This window comes from Amycolatopsis sp. NPDC104819 (genome assembly GCF_055583145.1).
In genome coordinates this window covers 275,084-293,111 of sequence record NZ_JBVJON010000002.1, presented here as the reverse complement: position 1 = coordinate 293,111, position 18,028 = coordinate 275,084, and the positions used below count along the sequence as shown (strand labels likewise).

15 protein-coding genes are annotated in these 18,028 nt (G+C 72.0%); 1 reads left to right on the top strand and 14 read right to left on the bottom strand.

Annotated features, from left to right (window positions below; all coding sequences use genetic code 11):
* Window positions 1-32: 32 nt before the first annotated feature.
* The 5 genes from proB to ACZ63E_RS06190 form a co-directional block, all read right to left on the bottom strand.
* A complete protein-coding gene (proB, locus tag ACZ63E_RS06210) occupies window positions 33-1,142 on the bottom strand; it encodes a glutamate 5-kinase (RefSeq protein WP_465334783.1) in 1,110 nt (369 codons plus the stop codon).
* Complete coding sequence (obgE, locus tag ACZ63E_RS06205; protein WP_465334781.1) at window positions 1,139-2,602, bottom strand: GTPase ObgE; 1,464 nt, start codon at window positions 2,600-2,602, stop codon at window positions 1,139-1,141. Before obgE ends, proB begins: the two co-directional genes overlap by 4 nt.
* 109 nt (window positions 2,603-2,711) lie before the next feature.
* Window positions 2,712-2,969, bottom strand: a complete 258-nt coding sequence (gene rpmA / locus ACZ63E_RS06200) for a 50S ribosomal protein L27 (protein WP_465334779.1) — start codon at window positions 2,967-2,969, stop codon at window positions 2,712-2,714.
* Between the two features lie 40 nt (window positions 2,970-3,009).
* Entirely contained in the window at window positions 3,010-3,324 is a 315-nt protein-coding gene (rplU, locus tag ACZ63E_RS06195; protein ID WP_086678418.1) for a 50S ribosomal protein L21, read from the bottom strand.
* 161 nt (window positions 3,325-3,485) lie between these two features.
* Entirely contained in the window at window positions 3,486-6,425 is a 2,940-nt protein-coding gene (locus tag ACZ63E_RS06190) for a translation initiation factor IF-2 N-terminal domain-containing protein (RefSeq protein WP_465334777.1), read from the bottom strand.
* A 538-nt stretch (window positions 6,426-6,963) separates the two neighbouring features.
* Here ACZ63E_RS06190 and ACZ63E_RS06185 point away from each other — a divergent pair.
* The gene (locus ACZ63E_RS06185) at window positions 6,964-8,391 is read left to right on the top strand and encodes a S8 family peptidase (protein WP_465334775.1); all 1,428 of its coding nucleotides are present in this window, start codon (window positions 6,964-6,966) and stop codon (window positions 8,389-8,391) included.
* Between the two features lie 191 nt (window positions 8,392-8,582).
* On the opposite strand, the gene ACZ63E_RS06180 is transcribed toward ACZ63E_RS06185, so the two are convergent.
* The 9 genes from ACZ63E_RS06180 to ACZ63E_RS06140 all read right to left on the bottom strand — a co-directional run bounded on the left by ACZ63E_RS06180 (window position 8,583) and on the right by ACZ63E_RS06140 (window position 18,017).
* Window positions 8,583-9,413: an ABC transporter permease gene (locus ACZ63E_RS06180; protein ID WP_465314545.1), complete on the bottom strand. Its 831-nt coding sequence runs from the start codon at window positions 9,411-9,413 to the stop codon at window positions 8,583-8,585.
* The gene (locus ACZ63E_RS06175; RefSeq protein ID WP_465334773.1) at window positions 9,413-10,216 is read right to left on the bottom strand and encodes an ABC transporter permease; all 804 of its coding nucleotides are present in this window, start codon (window positions 10,214-10,216) and stop codon (window positions 9,413-9,415) included. The genes ACZ63E_RS06180 and ACZ63E_RS06175 overlap by 1 nt, the downstream gene beginning before the upstream one ends.
* 89 nt (window positions 10,217-10,305) lie before the next feature.
* Window positions 10,306-11,262, bottom strand: coding sequence for an ABC transporter ATP-binding protein (locus ACZ63E_RS06170; RefSeq protein WP_465335501.1), 957 nt, complete (start codon window positions 11,260-11,262; stop codon window positions 10,306-10,308).
* 58 nt (window positions 11,263-11,320) lie between these two features.
* Window positions 11,321-12,169, bottom strand: a complete 849-nt coding sequence (locus ACZ63E_RS06165; protein WP_465334771.1) for a helix-turn-helix domain-containing protein — start codon at window positions 12,167-12,169, stop codon at window positions 11,321-11,323.
* Window positions 12,153-12,662, bottom strand: a complete 510-nt coding sequence (locus ACZ63E_RS06160; RefSeq protein ID WP_465334769.1) for a DUF6879 family protein — start codon at window positions 12,660-12,662, stop codon at window positions 12,153-12,155. The genes ACZ63E_RS06165 and ACZ63E_RS06160 overlap by 17 nt, the downstream gene beginning before the upstream one ends.
* Window positions 12,646-12,840, bottom strand: a complete 195-nt coding sequence (locus ACZ63E_RS06155; RefSeq protein ID WP_465334767.1) for a hypothetical protein — start codon at window positions 12,838-12,840, stop codon at window positions 12,646-12,648. The genes ACZ63E_RS06160 and ACZ63E_RS06155 overlap by 17 nt, the downstream gene beginning before the upstream one ends.
* 129 nt (window positions 12,841-12,969) lie before the next feature.
* A protein-coding gene (locus ACZ63E_RS06150) for an IS5 family transposase (protein WP_465334765.1) occupies window positions 12,970-13,838 on the bottom strand; the annotation gives its coding sequence in 2 pieces (ribosomal slippage) (window positions 12,970-13,464 and window positions 13,467-13,838; 867 coding nt in all).
* Between the two features lie 47 nt (window positions 13,839-13,885).
* Complete coding sequence (locus tag ACZ63E_RS06145; protein WP_465334763.1) at window positions 13,886-17,185, bottom strand: phosphodiester glycosidase family protein; 3,300 nt, start codon at window positions 17,183-17,185, stop codon at window positions 13,886-13,888.
* 106 nt (window positions 17,186-17,291) lie between these two features.
* Window positions 17,292-18,017 carry a maleylpyruvate isomerase family mycothiol-dependent enzyme gene (locus ACZ63E_RS06140; RefSeq protein WP_465334761.1) on the bottom strand — a complete coding sequence of 242 codons (726 nt, stop codon included), beginning with the start codon at window positions 18,015-18,017 and terminating at the stop codon, window positions 17,292-17,294.
* Between the last annotated feature and the right edge of the window lie 11 nt (window positions 18,018-18,028).

The following is an 18,028-nucleotide window of genomic DNA, read 5'->3' as shown; positions in this document are numbered from 1 at the left end:
GCCCCTCGGGGCACGGGATGGCTGGTGGCGGGTTAGCGGCGGAGGGGGACGAGGTCGTCGGCGTGGACTACCTCGCGGCGTTGTTCCGGCGGGAGTTCGGGCGTTGAGCGGCCGATCAGCTCCGGGAGCTCCGTCGCGTCGAAGGCGACCACTCCGCGGGCCACCGCCCGGTCCTTCGCGTCGACCAGGTCCACCACGTCGCCGGCCTGGAACTCGCCTTCGACACCCGTGATTCCCGCGGCCAGCAACGACCGGCGGCGGCGGACCACCGCCGTCACCGCTCCGTCGTCGAGGCGGAGCTTGCCCGTCGTGTCCGCCGCGTAGCCCAGCCAGAAGCGGCGGGCCGACAAGCGGGTGTCCGCCGGGGCGAACGCCGTTCCCGGGGACGCCGTTGTCAGGGCCGCGGCGGCTTCCGACGCCGCCGCCAGCAGGACCGGGATGCCCGCGCCCGCCGCGGTTCGGGCGGCCGCCAGCTTCGACACCATGCCGCCCGTTCCGAGACCGGAGCTGGACATGCCGACCGAGATTCCGTCCACATCGGACTCCGAGAGCACCTCGGTGAGCTTGCGGGTGGCGCCCTCGCGGGGGTCGCCGTCGTACAGACCGTCCACATCGGACAGCAGGATCAGCGCGTCCGCGCCGATCAGGTGGGCCACCAGGGCCGCCAGCCGGTCGTTGTCGCCGAAGCGGATCTCCTCCGTGGCCACAGTGTCGTTCTCGTTGACCACCGGGACCGCGCCGAGGGCCAGCAGCCGCGAGAACGTCCGCTGGGCGTTGCGGTAGTGCGAACGGCGGACGACGTCGTCGGAGGTGAGCAGCACCTGCCCGACCGTCAGTGTGTACCGCCCGAACGATTCGGCGTACGCGTGCGCCAGCGCCAGCTGGCCGACACTCGCCGCCGCCTGCTGCGTCGCGAGGTCACGCGGACGCTTGCCCAGTGACAGCGGGGCCAGGCCCGCCCCGATCGCGCCCGACGACACGAGCACGATCTGCGTTTCGCGGGCGACACGCTCGGCGATCGCGTCGACCAGCGCGTCCAGGCGGGCCGTGTCGAGCCCGCTGCCCGCGGTGGTCAGCGCCGACGAGCCGACCTTGACCACCAGGCGCCGGCCCGCGGCGATGGACTCGCGGGTGCCGCTCACGCGTCGAGGTCCAGGTCGTCGTCGTCCTCCGGCTCCTCCGTGCCGTCGCGGCGGACCCGGCGGGCTTCCTTGCGCTCGGCCGCGCCGATGCGTTCGTTGCGCTCGAGCCGGACGTCGGTGCCGCGGCCGGACAGGTGCACCGCGACGCTCGGCGTCGACGGCTCCCACTCGAACTGGACGTCGCCGATCGTGACCGGGCTGCCCGGCCGCGCGCCGAGCTTGGCCAGCTTCTCCTCGACACCGAGGCGGTTGAGCCGGTCGGCCAGGTACCCGACGGCCTCGTCGTTCGCGAAGTTGGTCTGGCGGATCCACCGCTCCGGCCGGGAGCCGCGCACGATGAACGCGCCCTCCTCCTCGGGGTCGACCTCGACGGTGAACCCGGTGTCGTCGACGGCGAGCGGCCGCAGCACGATCTTCTCCGGCTCCAGCACCGGCTGCGCCTCGCGGTACTCCTCGACCACCTTGGCGAGCGCGAACGTCAGCTCGCGAAGGCCCTTGCGCGACGCCGTCGAGACCTCGAACACCTGGAGGCCACGGGCTTCGAACTCCGGCCGGACGAACTCGGCCAGCTCGGCGGCCTCGGGGACGTCGATCTTGTTGAGCACGACCACCCGCGGACGTTCTTCGAGCTTCCCGCCGAGGCCGGGGGTGTACTTCGCGAGCTCGGCCTCCAGAGCGTCCACATCGGACACCGGATCGCGGCCGGGCTCGAGCGTCGCGCAGTCGACGACGTGCACCAGCACCGCGCAGCGCTCGATGTGGCGGAGGAAGTCGAGGCCCAGGCCCTTGCCCTCGGACGCGCCGGGGATCAGGCCGGGCACGTCGGCCATCGTGAAGACGGTCTCGCCGCCGGTGATGACGCCGAGGTTCGGCACCAGCGTGGTGAAGGGGTAGTCGGCGATCTTCGGCTTGGCCGCGGAGAGCACCGAAATCAGCGACGACTTGCCGGCGGACGGGAACCCGAGCAGGCCGACGTCGGCGACCGACCGCAGCTCCAGCACCAGGTTGCGGGCCTCACCCGGCTCGCCCAGCAGCGCGAACCCGGGGGCCTTGCGGGCCTTCGACGCCAGCGAGGCGTTACCCAGCCCGCCGCGGCCGCCCTGGGCGGCGACGAACGTGGTGCCCGGGCCGATCAGGTCGGCGACCAGCTCGCCGTCCTCGGTGAACACGACGGTGCCCGAGGGCACCTTCATGACCAGGGTGTCCCCCGCCGCGCCCGCGCGGTTGCCGCCCTGGCCCATCTTGCCGCTGCCCGCCTTGGCGTGCGGGCGGAAGTGGAAGTCGAGCAGGGTGTGCACGTTCGGGTCGACGACCAGCAGGACGTCACCGCCGTTGCCGCCGTTGCCGCCGTCCGGGCCGCCGAGGGGCTTGAACTTTTCGCGGTGCACCGAGGCGCAGCCGTTCCCACCGTCACCCGCGGTCAGGTGGATGACCGCGCGGTCCACGAACCGGGACGCCATGACTATGCCTCACTTCACTCAACAAAAAGGGTCCGAACAAAACAAACGAGGGGTGGCACCGGATATTCCGGTCCCACCCCTCGTCAGAGGTCTAACAGCGACCGAAGGCTCAGGCCTCGGCCGGCACGATGTTGACCGTCTTGCGGCCGCGCTTCTCGCCGAACTTGACCGCACCGGCGGCCAGGGCGAACAGCGTGTCGTCGCCGCCACGGCCGACGTTCACGCCGGGGTGGAACTTGGTGCCGCGCTGGCGGATGAGGATCTCGCCGGCGTTGACTTCCTGGCCGCCGAAGCGCTTGACGCCGAGGCGCTGCGCGTTCGAGTCACGACCGTTGCGGGAGCTCGATGCACCCTTCTTGTGAGCCATAGCTCAGTCCTCTTTCTGAAAAGCAGATCCGGAAAAGTTCTTACAGCGAGATGGCGGTGACCTCGACGCGGGTCAGCTTCTGCCGGTGACCCTGGCGCTTGTGGTAGCCCGTCTTGTTCTTGAACTTGTGGATCCGGATCTTCGGACCCTTGGTCTGCTCGACGACCTTGCCGGTGACCGAGACCTTCGCCAACGCGTCGGCGTCCGTGGTGACCTCGCCACCGTCGACGTACAAAACGGCGGGGAGGATGTGCTCGGTGCCCGGCTCGCCCTCGAGCTTCTCGACCTCGACGACGTCGCCGACGGCCACCTTGTACTGCTTGCCGCCGGTCTTGACGATCGCGTACGCCGACACGGAAGTCTCCTGCATTACTCGACAATGGGTGGGGGCCCGCGCGATCGGCCCACCTCCGGGAAGGCGGTCCTGGACTCGCGCAGCGACCTGCTCTGGTGGCAGGCCGTACTACAGGTTACGTGGGGTGCCCCGATGCGTTACCACCGGGGTCCCCTAGTTGTTCAGTTGCTCTGTTCCGAGGCGTGCACCGGCGGGCCCGCCGGGCGCGACGCGGCCCGGCGCGGACGGCGCCGGGTGGAGCGCACGGCCGGCTCGGGCACGCTGACCTCGGGTTCGGCGACCGGCTCGGCGGCCTCCGAAGACTCGGTGACCGGCTCTTCCACCGGTTCCGGCGCCGAGGACCGCTCGACCGCCGGCTCGTCCTGCGGCACCGGCGTCTCGTCCGCCTCGGTGGTCACCGGGACGTCCGCGACCTCGGTGGCCGGCGCGACGGCTTCCTCGGCCGGCTCGACGGCCGAGGTGGTGTCGGCGGGCTCGGGCACGTGCCCGTTGCCGTTCAGCGCACCCTGGTCGTGCTCCTTGGCGGCCTTCGAGGCGTTCGCCATCGCCGCCACCGCGGACGCGACCGACGCGCGCTGCTCCGGCGGCGGGACGGCGTGGACCTCGGCCTTGGCGGCCTCGGCCTGCTCCTTGGCGGCTTCCTCGCCCTTGCCGCGGCCCCGCGACCGGCGGGAGCTCTTCTCCCCGCCACCGCCGCCGTTGCCGCCGTTGTTCCCGCCGTTGCCGCCGTGGGCGTGCGAGCCGCCGCCCGTGCGCTGCACCTCGGTCGAGACGACCACGCCCCGGCCCTTGCAGTGCTCGCACGGCGTCGAGAACGCCTCCAGCAGGCCGGTGCCGATCTTCTTGCGGGTCATCTGCACCAGGCCGAGCGAGGTGACCTCGGCGACCTGGTGGCGCGTGCGGTCGCGGCCGAGGCACTCGGTCAGCCGGCGCAGCACCAGCTCGCGGTTGGACTCGAGCACCATGTCGATGAAGTCGATCACGATGATGCCGCCGATGTCCCGCAGCCGGAGCTGGCGGACGATCTCCTCCGCCGACTCCAGGTTGTTGCGGGTCACCGTCTCCTCGAGGTTGCCACCCGATCCGGTGAACTTGCCGGTGTTGACGTCGATCACCGTCATCGCCTCGGTGCGGTCGATGACCAGGTAACCGCCGCTCGGCAGCCAGACCTTCCGGTCGAGCGCCTTGGTGATCTGCTCGTCGATCCGGTGGTCGGCGAACGCGTCCCCGGTGCCGGTGTAGCGCTTGAGGCGCTCGGTGAGCTCCGGCGCGACGTGGCTGACGTAGCCGTTGATGGTCTCCCAGGAGCGGTTGCCCTGGATCTCCAGCTTGGCGAAGTCCTCGGTGAAGAGGTCACGCACGACCTTGACCAGCAGGTCCGGCTCTTCGTAGAGCATGGTCGGCGCGCCGCCCTTGCGGCCGGAACCGGCGTCGGCCTTCTCCTTGATGACGTCCCACTGGGCCTTCAGGCGGTCGACGTCGCGGCCGAGCTCCTCTTCGCCGATGCCCTCGGAGGCGGTGCGGATGATGACACCCGCGTCCTCCGGGACGATCCGCTTGAGGATGTCCTTGAGCCGGCGGCGCTCGTTCTCCGGCAGCTTGCGGGAGATGCCGGTGGCGCCGCCCGCGGGGACGTACACCAGGAAGCGGCCGGGCAGCGAGATCTGCGTGGTCAGCCGGGCGCCCTTGTGCCCGACCGGGTCCTTGGTCACCTGGACCAGCACGGAGTCGCCGGTGGAGAGCGCCTGCTCGATCTTGCGGGCCTTGCCCTCGAGACCGGCGGCGTCCCAGTCGACCTCGCCGGCGTAGAGCACGGCGTTGCGGCCGCGGCCGATGTCGATGAACGCGGCCTCCATGCTCGGCAGCACGTTCTGGACGCGGCCGAGGTAGACGTTGCCGACGATCGAGCCGGAACCCGACTGCGTCACGAAGTGCTCGACCAGCACGCCGTCCTCGAGCACGCCGATCTGCGTCGAGTCGCCCTTCTCGGCGACGACCATCGTGCGCTCGACCGACTCGCGGCGGGCGAGGAACTCGGCCTCGGACAGGATCGGGGCGCGGCGGCGGCCGGCCTCACGCCCGTCACGACGGCGCTGGCGCTTGGCCTCCAGGCGGGTCGACCCGCGGACGCTGCGCACCTCGTCGCGCGCCGGGCGCTCACGCTCGGCCTGCTCGGCCTTGGCCTGGCGGACGTGGGTGACGGTGTTGGGCGGGTCGTCGGTGGTCTCGGCGTCGTCGCCGTCCGAGCCCTTGCGACGGCGACGGCGGCGACGGCGCTTGTTGCCACCCTCGCCGTCTTCGCTGTCGTTGCCGTCGTTGTCCGCCTCCGCGGCGGCGTCTTCGGTCTCTTCGGTGTCCGCTTCGGGCTTTTCGTCCGTGTTGCGGCCCTTGCGGCGCGGCTCTTCGGCCTGGCCGTCCTCGTTGTCGCCGGCCTCGTCGCTGCCGTCGGCGCCCTTGCCCCGGCCGCGGCCACGGCGGCCGCGGCGGCGACGGCGGCGGCTGTTGGCGTCGTCACCGTCGTCGTCACCGGTGTCGGTGGCCGGCGTGGTGTCCTCGGCCTCGTCTTCGTCCGCCTCCGGCTCGGGCTGCGGCTTCGCCTTGGGCTGGGCCGGCGGCTGCGGCGGCTCGGCGAACGGGTCCGCCGGCTTGCGGGCCGGCTTGGTCGCGGCGGGCTCCGGCGGCAGGAAGACCGGCGACGGCGCGGCGAACACCGGCAGGTGCGCGCGGGTCTTCTGCCGCGGGCGCGGCTTGTCGGCCTCCGCGGCCGGCACCTCGGGCACCGCCGGGGCCTCGGCCTTCTTCGGCTCCGGCGCTTCGGGCTGCTCGGCGGCGGGCTGCTCGGCGGCCGGCGCCGCGTCGGTGGTGCCGCCCGAGAAAGCCTCGGCGACCTTGAGTGCCACTTCCCTGGTCACGCTCGACTGCGCGCTGCGGACGCTTTCGCCCAGTTCGGCCAGCTTCGCGAGGACGTCCCGGCTGTGCGACTCGAGCAGCTTGGCCAGCGCGTGCACCCGGATCCGGGCGGGCAGGTCGGCCAGCGGGCCGGTCGTGGGTGTGGCGGGATTCCCGCCGGTGTGCTCGGCGGGTGTTTCCGCGTTCGACATGTGTCTCCTCCGCCCCCGGGCGCGTCTGCCGGTTCGCACCGGCAGGGACGCGGCCGCGCAGGGGCCCCTTTCTGTTCGTTCCGCCGTGGTGGTCACCAGCGGCGGGAATCCTTGCCCGACGACCGGGCGCCGCACCACCGCACTCGGTGGCGCGCAACCCGGTCAAAGGTCTGCTCGGCGGCGTGCGTGGCCAGGCTGTCGCTACCCCCGGGCCGCCCGCCACGTCGTCCAGCCGCCCGGTCTGCGGGCGGCGACGCGTCGCGGGAGTTCACGCACATCACCGGGCCACAACACCGCAGGCAGCACCTCTCACGTGCGCCCCGCGGCCCGGTGGCCTCCCCGAGTATCCCACACCGGGTGACTGCTCCGTCGTACTCGGTACCTCCGCCCACGCCGCCGGGCGCGCCGCGGGCCCACCGGCCGGGGGAACTTGGCCATAGCGCTTGTCCGCCGGGCACGGGGTGGCTACCGTGCGGCTCGGGGTGACCGGGATCTCGCGCGCCGGCACCCGCGGTTCCTGCATCCGGTGGGAGGTCCGGTGTCCCTGCTGGCGCGGCCGCTGCGGGCGGCCGTGTGCACCGTCCTGGTGCTTTCGGGATGCGTCACCGCCGGTCCGGCGGTGGCCGACGAGCCCGGCTGCGGCCACGGGCGGAACCTGCGTTACGTCGTCACCTTCGACCGCGGCACGCCCGAGGCAACCGCCCGTGCGCAAGTTACGGCCGCGTGCGGCGCCACCACCGTGTACTACCCGCAGATCGCCGTGGCGGTCACCACGTCGGGTGACTCGTCCTTCGGCGACCGGATCGGGCTCGACCGGGCGTTCAGCGCCCAGGCCGAGCGGCTGGCCGCGCAGCACGCGACGGAGTCCGCCAGGCCGCAGCCCGTCCGGGCCACGCTGCCGGCGACCGACCCCGCGAAGGTGCCCACCACCGACCTGAGCGCCCAGCAGTGGGACATGCGGATGATCAACGCGGGCCGGGCGCGCGGGTACGCCGAAGGCAGCCGTGACGTCGTCGTCGGCGTCCTCGACTCGGGGATCGACCCGGACCACCCGGACCTGAGCGGCGCGCTCGACCGCGACGACTCCGCCGGCTGCCTGACCGGCGCACCCGACCGCTCCCCCGCGGCCTGGGCGCCGACGACGTCGGTGCACGGCACGCACGTCGCGGGCATCATCGCCGCGGCCGACGACGGCCACGGTGTGACGGGAGTGGCGCCCGGGGTGCGCGTGGCGTCGGTGAAGGTGATCGACGACCGCGGGTACGCCGACCCCGAAGCGGCGGTGTGCGGGCTGATGTGGGCGGCGTCGCGGCACATGCGGCTGACGAACAGCAGTTTTTTCGTCAACCCGTGGACGCTGTCGTGCATCCGCGGCAACGACCGCGGTGTGGTGCACGAGGCGCTGGCCAGGGCGGTCGAGTACAGCACGTCCGCGGGCACGCTGAACGTGGCGGCGGCGACCAACGAAGCCGTCGACCTGACGCCGTCGGCGCGTTCGGGGTCGCCGGGCGCGGGCAGCGGCTGCGAAGCCCTGCCGGCGGCGCTGCGGGACGTCGTCGCCGTGTCGGCCGTCGGCTCGGACCGGGTCAAGGCGGGCTACAGCTCGTACGGGCTGGGCGTGATCGACGTCACCGCGCCCGGCGGCGAGACGGGCCAGTGCGTCCTGTCGACGGTGCCCGGCGGGTACGCGCCGCTGTGCGGGACGTCGATGGCCGCGCCGCACGTGACGGGGGTGCTGGCGCTGCTGGCGTCGTCGTCACCGGAGGCCGGGCCGAGGCAGCTGCGGCGGACGTTGGACGCGCAGGCGATGGCGATGCCCTGCCCGGCCGACTACGACCTCACCGGGGACGGGACCCAGGACGCCTACTGCGCCGGGTACGAGGGGTTCAACGGGTTCTACGGGCACGGGATGGTGGACGCGCTGGCGGCCGTGGCCCCGCGGGGACGGCCGGATCCGGCCCGCTGAGGCCTCCGGGCTCGTGCGCGAAACCGGAACTCGCGTGACTGGAGCCGGAACTCGCGTGATTGGGCGCGTAACTCACGTGATCAGGCGGGCATCTCACGTGATTGAGGGGGCATCTCGCGTGCTTGGAGGGGCATCTCGCGTGATTGGGGGGTCGACAAGCGTGATTGGAGGGTCGACACGCGGGGGTGGGGTCAGGTCAGGAGGAGTTTGGCGATTCGGCGGGTCGAGGCCCACAGGCCCAGGCCGCCCAGCGCCAGCAGGTAGGCCAGGTTGACCAGCATCGAGCCGGACAGGAGGCCCGTTGCCAGGCCGCGCATCAGCTCGATCGCGTGGTAGAGCGGGAGACAGCGGACCACCCACTGCAGCGGCTCCGGGTAGACCGACAGCGGGAAGAACGTCGTCGAGAAGAGGAACATCGGCATCAGGATCAGCTGGATGTAGTCGAACTGGGCCGTCGAGCGCAGGAACGTCACCATGGCCATGCCCGTCGCCGAGAACGCCAGGCCGACCAGCAGCGCCGCCGGGACCATCAGCAGGGCCCACCACGACACGAGCAGCCCCATCGCCGCCGCGATCGCCAGGAACGCCACCGAGTAGACGCCCGCGCGGGTGACCGCCCAGCCGATCTCGCCCAGCGCGACGTCCAGCGGGCCGATCGGAGTGGCCAGCATCGCGTCGTACAGCTTCGCGTAACGCAGCTTGAAGAACAGGTTGTACGTCGACTCGAAGACCGCGCCGTTCATCGCCGACATCGCCAGCAGCGCCGGCGCGACGAACGCGACGTAGCTCATCGGGCGGCCGTCCGGGCCCGCCACCTCGGTGACCAGCTTGCCGAAGCCCAGCTGGAACGCCAGCAGGTAGAGGAACGGCTCGACCGCGCCGGACAGGAAGATCATCCAGTTGGTGCGGTACACCAGGTACGACCGCTCGACGAGCATGCGCGCGCGGCCCGCGTACAGCCCGGGCGGGAGGATCCGCAGCAGCAGCCCGGCGCGGGCCGGCGGCGCTTGGACGCTCACCATCAGACCACCAGCCTCCGGTAGAAGGCCCGGTGCGCCAGCGCCCACCCGGCCGCGAACAACCCTGCCAGGACGGCGAAGTGGCCGAGCATCGCCCAGCCGCCGACCCCGCCGACGCTCACGCCGCGGGCCAGCTGCGTGCCGTGCCACAGCGGGGAAAGCCAGGCCAGCCAGCGGATCGCGCCCGGCAGCTGGGAGATCGGGAAGAACGTGCCGGAGAACAACGTCATCGGCATCACGACGAAGCGGAAGATTAGCCCGAAGCGCTGGCCCTCGTCGTGCGTGCTCGCCGCGAGCGCCGCCATCGGCGTGGTGCAGGCGAGCCCGGTGACCGTGCCGGCCACGACCACCAGCAGCACACCGGGCCCCGTCCAGGCGCCGAAGAACAGCGCGACGAACGCGTAGATCGCGCCGGCCAGCGTCAGCCGGATCGCCGACCAGATCAGGTGGCCGCCGAACACCTGGCCCGGCGACACCGGTGTGGCGGTGACGGCCAGGTAGTCCTTCTGCCACTTGAACCCGGACAGCACCGGGTAGCTCGACTCGCCGACCGCCTGCTGCGCGGCGCCGGCGGCCAGCAGCGCGGGCGCGATGTACTGCAGGTACGACAGGCCGCCGGTGACCGCGCCCGGCCGCACCTGCGAACCGAAGCCGAGCCCCATCGCGGCGAGGAACAGCACCGGCTGCAAACCCGTGGAGTACAAAGTGGACAGCCAGTGCCGCCGGTACCACGTCCAGTGCCCCTCGACGCGCAGCCAGGCGCCGTGCCACTTCCCGACGACGCGGCCGGTGGAGACGGTGGTCATGGCCGCCTCCCCGGACCCGGCCGGCCGAGCCGCCGCAGCCGACCGGCGAGGGTCGTCGGCGAGTGCCTTCCGTTCGTCTTCGTCACGGGTCAGTCCACCAACGTCCGGCCGGTGAGCCGCAGGAAGACGTCTTCCAGCGAGCTGCGGCGCACCAGGCTCGACAACGGCCGCGCCCCGCGGGCGTGCGCGTGCTCCAGCGCCGCCTCGCCGTCGTCGCTGTAGAGCAGCACCCGGTCCGGCAGCTCCTCGACGCGCTCCGCGAGCCCCTCCAGCTGCTGGGCCGCCCCGGCTTGCTCCCCCGGCGCGAACCGCAGCTCGACGACCTCACGCGTCGAGTACCGGCTGATCAGGTCGGCCGGGGAGCCCTCCGCCGCGATGCGGCCGTGGTCCATCACCACCAGCCTGTCGCACAGCTGCTCGGCTTCGTCCATGTAGTGCGTGGTGACGATCAGCGTGGTGCCCTGGGCCTTGAGCCGGAAGAGGCGGTCCCAGAGCAGGTGCCGGGCCTGCGGGTCCAGCCCCGTCGTCGGCTCGTCGAGCAGCAGCAGCTCCGGGTCGTTGACCAGCGAGCGCGCGATCGTCAGCCGCCGTTTCATGCCGCCGGACAACGGGTCGACCTTGTCGTCGGCGCGGTCGGTCAGCTGGGCGAACTCCAGCAGCTCCTCGGCCTTGCGCCGGGCCGCCGCGCGCGACAGCCCGAAGTAGCGGCCGTAGATCAGCAGGTTCTCCCGGACGGTCAGCTCGACGTCCAGGTTGTCCAGCTGCGGCACCACGCCGAGCCGCGCGCGGATCCGCGGCCCGGCTACCTCCGGGTCGAGCCCCAGCACCCGCAGGTCACCGTCGGTGCGCGGGGACACGCACGCGATCATCCGCATGGTCGAGGACTTCCCGGCGCCGTTCGGGCCGAGGAAGCCGAACGCCTCGCCGCGCCGCACCTCGACGTCGATCCCGCGCACGGCCTCGAACTCGCCGAAGCGCTTCACCAGCGCCTTGGCCTGCACCAGCGCCGGTTCCCGGTCCTCCGATTCGTCCACACCCCCGACCATAGGACCGGGCACCGACAAAAACCGAACGGATTAGCCGCGGACGGTCACCACCAGCGTCTCAGCCCGAGAACTCCTGGGCGACGAAGCGCAGGAAGGCCGACGCGTCCTCGCCGGACAGCGCACGCGTCCGGAAGAACTCGAACACCTCAAGATGATGCGCGATATCTCTGGCATCACGCAGCGCAACCTCGCCGGAGAACAGCTCGGCCAGCACCAGCCGTTCGTCGTAGACGACGAACGTGTTCAGCGGGCCGCCCGCTGTGCGCCCGGACTGAGGCACGATGGCAAGGTCGACATTGGGACGCTCGGCCACGCCTGCCATGTGCAGGCACTGCGCCGCCATCGCGGGCAGGCTCGCGTATCTCCACCGGACCGCTTGTTCGGTCAGGACGAAGAGGAACCGGCGATCCGGATCATCCAACGCCGCCTGGCGCCTGAGCCTGACACCCACCGCCTTCTCGACATCTCGTGCGGGATCGGTGCGCACCATCGGGGAGAGCGCGGCTCGCGCATACTCCTCGGTCTGCAGCAAGCCACCCGGCATGGCGGGAAGGAACTGGCGGATCGTCTTCGACCCATCCGCAAGAACTCTCAGCTCCTCCTGTTTCCGCCAGAGCCCGATCCGGGCCGCGGCGCGCCACGATGTGTGCTGAACATTGACCCGGCGGGCGAGCGCAACGAGGTCATCGGCCACCTCCCGCGGAACGTCGAGTGCGGCGAGGATCCGCTCGACGTCCGCGACACCGGGCGTGACCTTCCGCCCCTCGATTCTGCTGATCTTCGCCTGTGACATGGCACAACGGACCGCGAGCCGCTCGCCGGACAACCCGGCGGCCCGGCGCAGTGCTCGCAAGGTCTCGGCCAGATCGTCCCGCTCCGGCCCCGGCTCCTCAGCTCCAGTACTCACTGAATGCAACCGACTCCGACGAGGCCAGGTCGCGCCACGCCCGGTACTGCGTCAGGTCGGGCTGTTCCAGCTGGACCCGGCCGGACACCGCGCCGGAATCGTCGTAGTCGAGGTGCACGACCGTCGCATCGTCGAAGAACCAGAAATCCTGGCGAGGCAAGTCGAGTGTTCGGCCGGTCAAATCCAGGATCCGGATGTCCTCCCCTGCTCGTACGTTGTACCGGAATCCCCACTCGAATTCGTAGCGAACGTAGTCCGGGAGCGGGCGGGTGACGACGCGCACCCGCTGCATGGAACGTCCGGCCTCGCGATGGCCTGCAACGATGTCCAGCCAACCGTAGTGAAGATCCTCAGGCGGCTTTTCGCCCGCGAGGAAGCGGTCGTATTCTTCCCTTTCGCTCGCGACGTCGTAGGCCGGCAACGTTTCGAGCCGGAAGGCCGAGAGCCGGAACGTGCGGAACAGCCGGCCCAGTTCTTCACCGCGCAAGAGCACTCAGTGCCTCCTTCACCAGGGCCACAGGCAGCTCGACTGCCTGCTCCCCGACGCCGAGGCACATGCCGTCGGCGGCCGCGACCGCCATGCCTTGCAGAACCAGGGTTCCCCGGTCGGACAAGAACACGGTGTCACATTCGCCTTCCTTGCATTCTTTCGCAAGCCTGGTCACCTTCACAGCGTCCTCCCCTGCCTGTCCCGGCAACGAGGACACTACGGAGCGTAAACCATCGCCCGCAAGACGGACTGCCCTGCGATTCGCGATCTTGCATGAACTCACCTGGACGATTAGGAGCTGTCCTGTAAGTCATCGGAGCCAGAGCACGATGGCGGCGATGGTGAGTTCTGCCTGATGGTAAGCGGCACGTTTGGCGTAGCGGGTGGCCAGGTCACGGAACTGCTTGAGCCGGTTGAAGCACCGCTCGACCACGTTGCGCTGCTTGTAGACCTCAGCATCGAATGTGGGTGGTCGCCCGCCGCGGGAGCCCTTGGCGGCGCGGCGGGCGATCTGATCGTCCCGTTCCGGGCTGACGAAGGTGATCTGCCGGTCGCGCATTGCCTGCCTGGTCGAAGGATGCGAATAGGCCCTGTCCGCGATCACCGTCTCCGGCCGGCACCGCGGACGCCCGGGCCCGGGGCGGGTGACGCTGATGCCATCCAGCAGCGGCAGCAGCTGCGGGTTGTCCCCGGCTTGGCCTGGGGTGAGCAGGATCCGTATCGGCAGGCCCCGCCCTTCGACGGCGAGATGGATCTTGGTGCTCAGCCCGCCGCGGGACCGGCCGAGTCCTTCCCCGTCGCAGGCGAGGGCTTCGATTCCGTCGCTGCATCCCCCTTTTTCCGGGCGCCAGCGGCATGCTGGTGCGCCCGGACCACGCTCAAGTCGACCGAGATGATCCACTCGAGGTCGCCGACGGCGTCGTCTTTGACGATCACCCGCTCGAGGATCCGTTCCCAGGTGCCGTCTTTGGTCCACAACCGCAGTCGTTCATGCGCGGTCTTCCAGGGACCGTAGCGGTCGGGCAGGTCACGCCACGGGGCGCCGGTGCGCAGTTTCCACAGGATCGCGTTGATCACCTGCCGGTGATCCCGCCACCGCCGGCCGCCGCCCTGCACCGGTGGCAGCAGCGGCTCGATCACCGCCCAGGCCTTATCCGTCAACTCACCGCGACCAACCACCGCGCATAGTTACCAGAGGTCCAGCTCAACCACTTACAGGACACGCCCTAGCCGCGGACGGTCACCACCAGCGTCCGCGTCACCCCGTTGACCGTCACCGAGAGCCGCGCGACACCCGGGCGCAGCGCCGTCAGGACCCCGGACGCCGGGTCGAACGCGACGACGCCCCAGCCGACCGTCCAGTCCGCGCTCACCGGGTAGGACACCGGCACGTCCCAGGTGCCCTGGCGCAGGGTCGCCCGCACCTCGGCGCGGTCACCGCGGTTCAGCGAGGAAGGCCCGGACAGCGTCAGCGAGTCGACGTTCGGCCGCGTCTCGAAGCGCACCGGCTGCGCGTGGTCGGCCGGGTCGACGCGCACGAGCGTCCAGCCGACGAACCCGCCGTCGCCGGGCGCGGCCGCCGGGGCCTTGCCCGAGTTGCCGTTGACCAGGTACGGCACGCCGTCCACACGCGAGAGCGAGAAGACGCCCGCGTGCGAGGCGATCGAGCCGGCCGGCTTGCCGGACGCCTGCTCGAACCCGGTCAGCCACTGGGTCAGCAGCGTGGCTTCCTTCCGGTCGCCGAGCTGGGAGTTCCCGGTCGGGCTCGGGTCCTTCACCGGGTGATGCATGGCGACGACGACACCGCGCACCGACCGATCGCGCGCGGCCGAGTCGAGCGCCGAGCGCAGCATCCGGATCTGGTCGAACCCGCCCGCCCGCAGCGAGCCGCGCGAAGAGTCCATCAGCACCAGCCGGATGCCGTGCACGTCGACGACCTGGTGCGTCACCCCGAAGACGGCCTGGAAGTTGGCGAGCCCGTTGCCGCCTTCGGCTTCGTGGTTGCCCGGCACGTAGTACCAGGGCACCTTGCCGTCGAGCTCCTCGGTGATGACCTGCTTCGCCAGCACGAAGTCGGGCGGAGTGCCGCGGTCGACGAAGTCGCCGTTGATCAGCACCAGGTCCGGCTTCGCCGCGACGGCTTCCCGGAGGGCACGGCGGGCCTGCGCGACCAGCGGGCCGGCCGGGTCGTCCGCGGTGAACTGGGCGTCGCTGACGACGGCGACCCGCAGGCCGCCGGTCAGGGTTCCGTCGGTGACCAGCGCCGGGTCGTGCGGCGCCGGGTCCGCGGGCACCGTCGCCGTCGGCGCCACCTCGAAGGTGAGGTCGTCGAACACGAGGTGGCCTTCGTACTGCTGGTCCGGCACGTTCTCGACGGCGTAGAAGCGCGCCAGCCGCTGACCGTCGGGCAGCCCGGCCGGAACCGCCGCCGTGACGTAGCGCCAGCCCGTCCAGTCGACGCTCAGCGACAAGTCCACAATGGACGCGACGTTCGCCGCGTCGCGCAGCTCCGCCCGCAGCCAGGCGCCCTTGCCGTCGCCATTGACCCACAGGCCGATCTTCTGCGTGCCGGACGGCACCGGCAGCGGCGCCGACGGCGTCACGTAGGCCGCGCGCGTGGCGGTCGTGCCGGTGAGCCGGTAGTCCAGCGCGAGACCGGCGCCGCCGTCACGGCCGGGCGCGGCCGACAGCGCCGCGCCGACGACCGCCGGGAACACCGTCGCGGCCCAGCCCGCGGTGCCGTCCAGCGGCGACGCGACCTGCGGCACGGTGCCGACCGAAGCGGCCAGGTGCGTCGTGAAGCCCGCGGCGGTCGCGGTGATCGCGGAGGCCCCGGACGCGGTCAACGCCGTGACCGCATACCCGTCACCCGCCGGTTCGATCTTCACCACGGCGTGGTCGTAGTCCAGCTTGACGTCGTCGGGCTCCAGCCAGGTGCCGTACCCGTCGGCGTCGTAGCCGTAGACCTTGAACGTGCTCTTCGCGCCGGCGCCGGACAGCGCGACCTGCTCGGTGCTCGTGCCGAGCCGGACCGGCTTGCCCAGCACCGAAAGCGTGGTCTTGCCGGACGCGCGGCCGGACTTCGCGACGACGTCGACCTCGCCCGCGCCGTGGCCGGTGACGACCCCGCGCGTGACGGTGGCCCGCCGGAGGTCGGAGGTGCTCCAGCGCGGATCGGCGGCGACCGCGGCGCCGGTCTCGTCGTGGCCGTCGGCGACCAGGTGCCGGGTCAGGCCGGCCAGGACGCGGTTCGCGTCGGCCGTCGCGACCGCGGGGGCCGGGGCGAACCCGGTGAGGCGCCCGCTGCCGGGCACCGTCGCGAAGCCGATTCCGTTGGGCACCAGGCGTTCCCCGCCGTCGGAGGGGGCGTTGCGGATGCTCGGCGCGGCTTCGCCCTCGTTGCGCGCGAGCAGTGTCGACGAGCCGCCGCCGTCGAGGTTGATGGCGTCGTCGGCGCCGAGGCTCTTCATGTGGCGCGCCAGTTCCAGCTCGGTCATGCCCCGGCTGTCGGCCTGGCGACCGTCCACAGTGGCCAGCCACAGCCGGCGGCCGTCGGCGGAGAAGCCGACCGCGGTCCGCGGGTGCATGGCGACGTTGTCGACGGGCTGCACGACTCCGTCCCGGAGCAGGACTTCGTTGCCGCCCACCGCGACCGCGATCTTCCCGGCGTCCGTGCGCGGCGCGTACGTGACGCCGACCGCGTCACCCGGCTTCAGCGCGGCGAGGGCGTCCGCGCCGGCTTCGCGGGCCAGCAGGACCGTGCTCCTCGCCGCGATCGGACCGGACGCGGGCGCGGCGCGGACGTCGGTGACCACGCCGCCACGCAGTTCGACCTCGACGACACGAGCCGCTCCGGCCACCGACGTCGCGCGGGCCGAGGCGCCCCACAGCGGGGTGTAGACGCCGATCGCGTCGCGGTCGAGGACCGGGCTGTTGAAGTTGGTCGCCTTCACCGCGCCGCCCGGCAGCGTCACGTTCGCTTCGAGGAAGACCGAAGCCAGGCGCGCCTTTCCCTCCTCGGTGATCGACGCGGTGAGGTTGTGCCCGGCGGCGGGCGCGGTCTGCAGCTGCCCGCGGTCGATGCCGACGCCGATCGGCGCGCCGGTGGCGTTGATGTCGAAGAAGTCGCCGTTCACCCCGGCGACCGCGCCCGCCCGCGCGACCTGCTGCGAAAGCGGCGTGCGCGCGGAAACCGTGCCCGGGCTGAGGTACGTCGGCTTGAGGACCTTGCTGCCCAGGTCGACGGCGAGGGTGTCACCGCGGATCCAGCCCGCCGGGTCGAACCGGTCGAACTGGGTGAGGTCGAGCCCGGGCGCGACCTCCGTGGTTGCGCTGCCGGTGACGAGCCCGTCGTCCGGGTCCGCCGCGGCGAAGGTGGCCGGCCCCTGGTGGTCCGAGGACGCGGCGGGCGCGGCCTCGACCGGCGGCGTGCCGAGCGGCGCCTCGAGCGGGTCGGCGTGGGCGGGGACGGCGAACGCCGTCGCGAACAAGGCGAGCAGCGGCAGCGCGATGCGGGACTTCTTCACCAGGTACCCCAGTATCGAGTGAGAGTGAGCCGGACCAGCACAGCGCAGCGGCACGTCCGGCGGAAGGGCTTCCCGGTGAACGCCGCCTGAATGGTCTAGAACAGCGTCAGGGAGTCAGCGGTGCTTCGAGCAGCGCGGCCGCGGCGGCGCCCTCGGCACGCGGAGCCGGGCCGGTGCGCTTCCACAGCCGCAGCAGGAGGTCCAGCGCGGGAGCTTCGACGCTCGCGGCGTCGCCGTCGGCCGGGCCCAGCGCGGGCGGCTCGCCGGGGTGGACGGTCCAGACGTCGCCGGTGTCGGTCGCACGCAGCGTCACGGGCCCGGGCAGCCGCGGCGAAGGGTGCCAGCGCGTGACGCGGGGAAGCATGACGGCGAGGACCTCGTCGACGCCGTCGGCGGCCACGGCCGGGTCGAGCGCGAAGCCCGCGCCCGCGGCGGCGCGCGCGTCAGCGAGGTGGACGGCGGTTTCGTGGACCTGGCGGCGGTACCAGAACGCCTTGGTCTTCTCGGCGCCGCCGAAGTGCCAGCACTGGTCGCCGGGGTCCGCGGCTTCCAGCGCGGCCAAGAGCCCTCGCGCGGTTTCGGCGTACCAGGACGCCGGATCGCCACCCGGGCCGTCGGCGAAGCTCTGCCGCTGCGCCTGCCCGGTCGTGACGATCGAGGTGGCCCAGCGGTGGACGTTCCCGAGGTGCGTGCCGAGGTCGGCCAGCGTCCACGCGCCGCAGTCCACGACCGGCGCGGCCGGGTCGGCGGTGCGCAGCACCTCGGTGAACCCGCCGGTCAGCTCCCGCAGCACGGGGAGGTAGTCGCGGGCCGGGAACGGCATCGTCGTCACGGGTGCTCCTG

Coding starts and splice junctions, on each gene's coding strand:
- obgE (WP_465334781.1), bottom strand. CDS start 2,602: ATGGCGTCCCGGTTCGTGGACCGCGCGGTCATCCACCTGACCGCGGGT.
- rpmA (WP_465334779.1), bottom strand. CDS start 2,969: ATGGCTCACAAGAAGGGTGCATCGAGCTCCCGCAACGGTCGTGACTCG.
- ACZ63E_RS06190 (WP_465334777.1), bottom strand. CDS start 6,425: ATGTCGAACGCGGAAACACCCGCCGAGCACACCGGCGGGAATCCCGCC.
- ACZ63E_RS06180 (WP_465314545.1), bottom strand. CDS start 9,413: ATGGTGAGCGTCCAAGCGCCGCCGGCCCGCGCCGGGCTGCTGCTGCGG.
- ACZ63E_RS06175 (WP_465334773.1), bottom strand. CDS start 10,216: ATGACCACCGTCTCCACCGGCCGCGTCGTCGGGAAGTGGCACGGCGCC.
- ACZ63E_RS06170 (WP_465335501.1), bottom strand. CDS start 11,262: ATGGTCGGGGGTGTGGACGAATCGGAGGACCGGGAACCGGCGCTGGTG.